Consider the following 7,400-nt stretch of genomic DNA (forward strand, 5'->3'; position numbering starts at 1 on the left):
TTATCTGTTACGCCCGGTCATTGCGGGCATGTGCCGTTATGAATCATTGAAAAATGGCGTCCTTGATCTGGCTGATATTGCATTGATGAATGATGCCCTTGATGTTAAATCGGAAAATGAAGCCGTGGTAGAAAGGTGGCGAAATGAGCAATAATGCTGAAATAATTAAAGATTTCCTGGTATCACTTAAGTTTGACGTTGATGAAGTAGGGCAGCGTAAATTTATGGCTGTTACTGCCGAAGTCACGTCTAATATTCTCAAAATGAGGGCGGAAATTGAAGAAGCAACATTAGCGGTGGTGAATTTTATTACTCAAGCTGCTAATGGGCTGGACAAACTCTGCGGACAGTTGCAAAAAACAGACGCAACAATTGAAAAAATTAAATCTATTAATGGCGGCGTCAGCCGAGCTGTGGGGAGCGTAGAGACATTTCTGCCGTGTATTGATGTTCAATCCCATGCTACAAATGGTCGCCATTTTAATTCTGCTTCCTTGGTCGCATCGATGGGTGAGCAGTTATTAAAAATACCAACGGACTGTGCTAATCAAAATACCAACATACTTGATAGTGATGACATATTTAATGCCATTGAGGAATTAGTCAAATGGTTAGACAAAGGAGAAATTTCTGCGAAAGGTTTATTGGCGACATTGAATGAATTGTGGAAATTTACAGGAAGAAAAATTGTTCTGGGTGTATTATTTGATTTTAATAGTCGGTTAAATGCATTACAGGAAGAAGCAAAGAAAAATCACGAAACAATGGCTGAAACATTATCACGGCGGCAAAGAGAATATGAAGAAAATAAAAAACCACTGATAACATATGATCAACTCAATAATTGGATGTCAACACATGGGATTTATATTGCTTCTGACTTGACTCCATTTTTCAGCAAAGATAAATATGAAAAATACCAAGAACAAATTGATGGTAAAAAAACGATAATCGATAAAGCACACAGCCAGAAAGTTGCTGATATTTCCAGTAAAGTATCAGAACGATCAGGTAAAACGAAAAAGAAACGACAGAATAAGCGACTAAATAAGGAGCATCTTAAGGCTATCATTGTTGAGCATCATAATGCTCCTAAGGGATTAAATACACCAGTTAATCCGCCAACGAATATTTTTAATAGTGAGCTTACAGCAGCAAAGCTAAAAAGATTAAAATCTTCGCGAGGAGTACGGAATAACAATCCATTAAATATGAACTTTGTACATCAGACAGGAGCGGTACCTGAAGATAATCCAAAACCCAGATTTGCTAAGTATCCAGATGCATTCAGTGGATTAAGGGCTACAGCTCACCAGTTGAGTCGTTATTTTCATGGTAAAACTACAGGAACAAAGCTACAGACTATCGCAAGTATTGTTCCGGTATGGGCACCAAAGAAAGATCATAATAAAACCAAACAGTATATTGCCAATGTGTCTAAAATGATGGGGGTTTCTAAGGATACGGTCCTTGATCTCACTGATCCTGATGTGATGCAACGACTGATTGATAGCATGATGATAGTGGAAAGTGGTGGTAATCCCTATTCACCTGAATTTATCAGGTCAGCGATTATCGCGGAGTTACAGCCAGCGAATAAACCTCCAAAGCAGGCTGGGCATTTAAATCATATGGTTCATTCTTTGCGGAATATTTCCATTGATCATCGAATGATCAACGGTGCGGTGACAAATATCAATAATATGGTGAATCATCAGGAATTTACTCCTGCTTTATTACATCGTGCGCCAATATTTGCCAGCAATAATATGAAGGGAATAGGAGACGTAAACTACTATATTGAGGTTAACGGCGTTGAATCTCCCAAAGAAGCGGCAAGACTGACCGGAGAAACGGTAGAACGTACTCACAGTATGCTCCTGAGAAATATGCAAACACAGGTGAGATAACGATGGATATATTATCAGTCATGTTTTCTCAGCAAAAGAGAAAAATAGGTGTCATTGTACCGAGCGTTGTTATTTCAGAAACACATACGGACTCATCCAATATCACCGATCATCCGGTCCAGCAGGGGGTAACATTCAGTGATCATGCTTATGACAGCCCATCGGAAGTGAGAATGGATTTAGGTTTCGCGGGTGGCGGTTCGCTGCTTGATGCTATTGATACGACAAAGGTATTTGATATTTCTACCGGACTGAGCCTTGGAACCCGTCCGCGCGATATATATCAACAGCTACTTGACCTGAGGGCATCACATAAACCGTTTGATGTCGTGACGGGAAAACGCTTATATAAAAATATGCTGATTAAAGATATCAGTGTCACAACGGATAAAACCAGTGAAAATGTTTTATCGGTGGTTTTAAACCTACGTGAAATTGTTATTGTTGAAACATCACCGAATAAGGCTGCGCCAGCGGAAAATATGAAAAATCCTGAAGATACAGCACCTGTAGTTAATATGGGCGCTAAAGTCACGGTAAAGCCGTCATTACCACAACGTATTCTTGACATTGTTATAAAGCGGGGTAAAAAATGGCTAGGGTTGTAGAAATTCCTTTATCACCCAAAAATCAGCAATTCGATATTCAGCTAAATGGCATCAACTATAAAATGAGATTGATGTGGCGTGATATCGCGGGTTGGATTTTGGATATTATGACGCCGGACAGTGAATTTATTGTCACAGGTTTACCGTTGGTTTTTGGGGCTGACTTACTGGAACAGCATCGTCATCTTGGTTTTAACGGCTCATTAATTTTTTATGGTGATATAAATCAGGAGAAACCTTTCAGAAATAATCTTGGTAAAGAGGATAGGTTATACTTTGTAGTAAGTTAACGTGATGAGAGTAAGGGTAAGATATTTTGTAATAATTTATTACATACGCCGCGTAATTGCGGTTTTTTACTTCTATTAATTTTACTTCTATTAATTAGGTGAATTATGTCAAAACAATGGATAAGAGAATGCCACCTTATCGTTGTAGACAAAGATGGCGAAAAAGTAAATTTATCAGACTTGAAAATCACATTTAACATTAGCAGGACGGAATCTTCCAATCCTGCTACCGGTGTTTTCACCCTATATAATCTTAATAACGAAACCAGTAATAAATTACGCCGGAATGAGTTTAACAAGATTAAATTTGTGGCCGGTTATAAAGAGAACTCAGGGCAAATATTCTCAGGCCAGATCCAATACACGTATGTAAAGAGGGATAACCCAACCGATACTTGTGTTGTGATTTATGCGGCGGATGGGGATGAACCACACAATTACGCAACCGTGAATACCACCATTGCGGCGGGATATTCGCAAGCAGATTTAGATCATTTACTGATGCGTGATATTGCCAAATATGGCATTACCACAGGCTTGCGTCCGGAATTTAGTCAATCAGCTTCACCCAGAGGAAAAGTACTTTTTGGTATGCACCGTAATGAAGTTTCTAATCTGGCAAAACAGTGTGATGCTAATTGGCGCTATGAAGATAACCAATTGCATATTGTGCCCAAAAATAAGTATCTGACGGAAGCGATTGTACTTACCTTAAAAACGGGTTTGATTGGTATGCCTGAACAAACTATTGGATCAGGTATTAACGTTACATGCTTAATTAATCCCAATATCCGCCCCGGTACATTAATCAGGCTGGATAACCGCTCAATCACGCCGGCCGATCTCTCTACTGGAGAAACGTTTAATCCTGAAAGTCATAAAAAGCCAAAAGAACAGCCGGCAATGTTGGATGTTGACGGTGATTACATCGTCTTCAATGTAAATTATTCCGGCGACACGCGCGGAACTGAGTGGTACATGAAAATGATGTGTATTGCTAAGAGCGATCACACACTGCTGAATCAATTGACGCGTAATAAGGATAAGGCAGACAGCTAATGATAAATACTGACGAACGACTAAATAGACCCGAAGCGGTCTTTTTTGCTATGCAAGAGGTGATTAGCGCCGGATTATATGTCTCTCTGCCTTGCATTATTCAATCATTTGATGCTGATGCGGTAACCGTTACAGCACAACCGGCTATTAGATGGAAAATCAGCAAAAAAGACGGGGAACTGGAATCAGTATCCTTACCATTATTAGTGGATGTCCCCGTTATATTCCCAAGAGGCGGCGGCGTAACGCTAACCTTCCCGGTAAAAGCCGGTGATGAATGTCTGGTCGTGTTTGCCGATCGTTGCATTGATTATTGGTGGCAATCGGGTGGTGTACAAGAGCCGGTAGATCCCCGGCAGCACAACCTATCCGATGGATTTGCGATTATTGGCCCGCAATCTCAGCAACAAAAAATATCGCATATCAGCACAAACACCGCGCAACTGAGAAGTGATGATGGTGCGGCGTATATCGAACTCGATCCCAACAGCCATAACGTCACGGTTATCACACCGACGAAACTAACCGCCACTGCCAATGGCAGTACGGAAATCACATCACCTGACATCATCCTGAACGGCAACGTCACCATTAACGGCAACTTATCGCAGGGGATGGGCGCTGGTGGTGGCACCGCAACCATGCAAGGCCCTGTCACGGTGAGTAACGATGTGACAGCCGCGGGGATTAGCCTTAAAAACCACGTACATAGTGGTGTGCAATCAGGTGGAAGCCATACGGGGAAACCTCAATGAGATACAGAAGAGAGATTGACAACGATTATGTATTTGGTCGCGGAGAAGCGAGTTTTCTTATCAATACACCGGAAGCGGTTGCACAGGCAGTCAAAACTCGCTTGATGCTGCGTAGTGGCGAATGGTTTCTTGATAACCGGGAGGGAACCGATTACGACGACGTGTTGGGTAAAGGCACATCGGGTTTTTATGACCTGGTTATCAGACAGCGAATACTGCAAACGCCAGGTGTATTAAACATTATCCACTACCGTAGTGAAAGAAACCCGGAAACAAGAAAAATCACCCTTACCGTTACGATTGACACGATTTATGGACAGACAGGAGTAACTGCTGATGTATGAAAATATTATCAACACAATGTTACCTGCCATTGATAAAAACGGGATCAATGCGCCTGATTATCAAACCATCTTGAATAGCTGGAAGGCGATATTCAGGGATATTTATGGGGATGATATTTACATTGAATCTGACAGTAAAGACGGTGTTTTTCTATCGTTGATAGCTTATGTGGTTCACGGTTGTAATAACGCAACCATTGCCTCCTATAACTCATTCAGCCCGACAACCGCGGTGGGTGAAGGACTTTCCCGTAATGTCAAAATCAACGGCATTACCCGAAAAAGCTCCAGCAACTCAACAGTGGATGTTTTGGTCACTGGTCGAGCGGGCACTGTTATCCGCAACGCTTCTGTTCGGGATGATTCGGGAAACAACTGGTCACTACCGGATGAAGTCATTATAGATACACACGGGCAGGCTATTATAACGGCGGTATGTCAAAAATCGGGTGCGATTGGCGCACTGCCTCACACAGTTAATCAGATTGCTACGCCGACACTGGGCTGGCAAACAGTGACGAACCCGGTTGCTGCTACACTTGGTCGGGGAATTGAAACCGATATAGAACTACGAATACGGCAAGCGGTTTCGGTTGCGTTGCCTTCGAGAACCATTATAGATGGACTGATGGGTGCCATTGCCAATCTGCATGGAGTTTCACGTTACCGGGGATATGACAACGACTCGGACAAAACGGATGAGAATGGCATACCCGCTCATAGCATTGCACTTGTCATTGATGGTGGAGATTCGAAAGAGATTGCCCGGACTATTTTGGTGAAGAAAACGCCGGGTATACCGACATTTGGCACCACCTCTGAAACGATTACCGATGATTATGGCAATAAAAAAACGATTAACTTCTATCGTCCTACACTGGTGCCAATTTATGTTGAAATACACATTAAACCCTTTATCGGATATACATCGGATATTGGCAATAATATTCGTAATGAAGTATCTAACTATATAAAGTCCCTTTATATTGGTGATGGAGTATATGTTACTCGCTTATTTGTACCGGCAAACTTATGCAATAAAAACGGTGGACAGACATATGAAATATTATCTGTGATAGTGGGAAAATCAGCATCGACAACTGGAACGGCGAACATTGACATAGCTTTTAATGAAGCGCCGACGTGTTCACCTGAAAATATTAAAATAGTAACGGTGCTCGAATGAACAAATATATGAAGCTGATTCCTGCATATCACATGGAAGGTAAAAAATATGTCAGGATGCTTGAAGCTGTGACTGATATTTTCAACCAGAATGCACTGACAACAGACTTACTAATTAGCAGTTTTGACCTTGATAAAGCGGTGGGCAAACAGCTTGATATTATTGGAGAATGGGTAGGGAGGAATCGAATGATTCAAACCCCAATTGAATCCTATTACTTCTCCTTTGATATTACTGACTTGGGATTTGATAATGGTAGATGGAAAGGGCGGTTTGATAGCGATAAAAGTTATATCAAACTGGATGACGATAATTACCGAATCGTCATTAAAGCTAAAATAGGCGCAAATAACTGGGATGGAACGGCTGAGTCGTTTAATAACATCCTGAGTTTTATTCATTCAAATAATGGCCTATCTGTATCTTTCGAAGATAACTTGGATATGTCATTCACTGTGACTATTAAAGGTAAATCAATCAGTACTATTACTAAAGAAATCATCCATCAGGGTTATCTCTCGCTTAAACCTATGGGTATAACGGTTAACTACCATATAGTGGAGGGTTAGAAATGGCTAAAAATGACTTTAAAGCATTTGCCATTGGTGAAAACGCGAATGCTTTGTCGCAAGAAGAATATGAAAGTTCAGATTTCATTGAGGAGGGATTTAAATCGGGAATAGCGAGGAGTGAGCGATTAAATAAAGTTTGGCGACAATCTTCGGTTATTGCTGCGGTGATAGGGAAATACATTGCAGAAAAAACCGGTGAAGACGTTATGGATGATGGTGATCTGGAGAAACTCGTAGCGCAATTGGATTTAGCATTAAAACATAAAATTACTACAGAAATACCTGATGCTTCACTGACGCAGAAAGGCATATCGCAACTCAACAGCGCGACAAACTCTGACAGAGAAGATCAGGCGGCAACTCCAAAAGCGGTTCACGATGTTAGAAAAATCGCTGAAAGCAAATTGAGTGGTGTTTCTGATGCCTCATTGACTCAGAAGGGCGTTGTACAACTGAGTAGTGCAACAAATAGCACAAATGAAACCTTAGCGGCGACGCCAAAAGCAATTAAGGAAGCGTATGATTTTGCAAATACGGCAAATGTAGCAGCTAAAAATGCTCATGATGAAGCGAACAGGGCTACAGATAATGCCAACAGCAGGTTGGCAAAAAACCAAAATGGCGCAGATATCCCTAATAAAAGTGAGTTTATAAAAAACCTTGGTTTAGTGGAAAC

General features: G+C 41.2%; 10 protein-coding genes. All 10 read left to right on the top strand.

The window, feature by feature from the left end:
* Positions 1 to 28 precede the first annotated feature (28 nt).
* Positions 29 to 154, top strand: a complete 126-nt coding sequence (locus tag KZ793_RS22480) for a DUF6889 family protein (RefSeq protein ID WP_255619107.1) — start codon at positions 29 to 31, stop codon at positions 152 to 154.
* Positions 144 to 1,910: a hypothetical protein gene (locus KZ793_RS00195; RefSeq protein WP_225812443.1), complete on the top strand. Its 1,767-nt coding sequence runs from the start codon at positions 144 to 146 to the stop codon at positions 1,908 to 1,910. Before KZ793_RS22480 ends, KZ793_RS00195 begins: the two co-directional genes overlap by 11 nt.
* Positions 1,911 to 1,912: 2 nt before the next feature.
* Entirely contained in the window at positions 1,913 to 2,518 is a 606-nt protein-coding gene (locus tag KZ793_RS00200) for a phage baseplate protein (RefSeq protein WP_225812445.1), read from the top strand.
* A complete protein-coding gene (locus KZ793_RS00205) occupies positions 2,503 to 2,808 on the top strand; it encodes a phage baseplate plug family protein (RefSeq protein WP_225812447.1) in 306 nt (101 codons plus the stop codon). Before KZ793_RS00200 ends, KZ793_RS00205 begins: the two co-directional genes overlap by 16 nt.
* 105 nt (positions 2,809 to 2,913) lie before the next feature.
* Entirely contained in the window at positions 2,914 to 3,867 is a 954-nt protein-coding gene (locus KZ793_RS00210) for a phage protein (protein ID WP_225812449.1), read from the top strand.
* Positions 3,867 to 4,622, top strand: a complete 756-nt coding sequence (locus KZ793_RS00215) for a phage baseplate assembly protein V (RefSeq protein ID WP_225812451.1) — start codon at positions 3,867 to 3,869, stop codon at positions 4,620 to 4,622. The genes KZ793_RS00210 and KZ793_RS00215 overlap by 1 nt, the downstream gene beginning before the upstream one ends.
* Positions 4,619 to 4,966: a hypothetical protein gene (locus tag KZ793_RS00220; RefSeq protein WP_225812452.1), complete on the top strand. Its 348-nt coding sequence runs from the start codon at positions 4,619 to 4,621 to the stop codon at positions 4,964 to 4,966. Before KZ793_RS00215 ends, KZ793_RS00220 begins: the two co-directional genes overlap by 4 nt.
* Complete coding sequence (locus KZ793_RS00225) at positions 4,959 to 6,152, top strand: baseplate J/gp47 family protein (protein ID WP_225812455.1); 1,194 nt, start codon at positions 4,959 to 4,961, stop codon at positions 6,150 to 6,152. The genes KZ793_RS00220 and KZ793_RS00225 overlap by 8 nt, the downstream gene beginning before the upstream one ends.
* The gene (locus tag KZ793_RS00230) at positions 6,149 to 6,721 is read left to right on the top strand and encodes a DUF2612 domain-containing protein (protein WP_225812457.1); all 573 of its coding nucleotides are present in this window, start codon (positions 6,149 to 6,151) and stop codon (positions 6,719 to 6,721) included. The genes KZ793_RS00225 and KZ793_RS00230 overlap by 4 nt, the downstream gene beginning before the upstream one ends.
* A gap of 2 nt (positions 6,722 to 6,723) precedes the next feature.
* Positions 6,724 to 7,400, top strand: a 677-nt coding sequence (locus tag KZ793_RS00235) for a tail fiber protein (RefSeq protein WP_225812459.1), incomplete at its 3' end; no start/stop codon positions are given.

Origin of the sequence: Photorhabdus antumapuensis, from assembly GCF_020387775.1 — a bacterium.
Classification (GTDB): Bacteria; Pseudomonadota; Gammaproteobacteria; order Enterobacterales; family Enterobacteriaceae; genus Photorhabdus; species Photorhabdus antumapuensis.